General features: G+C 63.7%; 1 protein-coding gene. It reads right to left on the bottom strand.

Annotated elements, in window-relative coordinates; all coding sequences use genetic code 11:
- A partial coding sequence (locus AC0CH8_RS19155; RefSeq protein ID WP_465241237.1) for an NAD(P)H-dependent oxidoreductase occupies positions 1-234 on the bottom strand: 234 nt, incomplete at both ends.

The raw sequence follows: 234 nt of genomic DNA, 5'->3' as shown, positions 1-234 counted from the left end.
AGCTGGACGGCTTCATGCGCCCGGCATCGTCGACCTCATTGAACGCCTTGGCAACGCTCGACAGGTTCGGGATCGTGACCATCCGCATCCAACGGCCCAGCACGCGTAGCGTGGTGACGCTGTTGAACGACTGCGACCCCGCCGATACCTGCATGACCGCCCGCGTGCGCCCTTGCGTTGGTCGCATCCCGCCCATCGACAGCGGCAGATGATCGATCTGCAGCTTCATGATGC

It is taken from the genome of Sphingomonas sp. AC435 (assembly GCF_979253005.1).
This window is presented reverse-complemented; position numbering and strand designations above follow the sequence as displayed.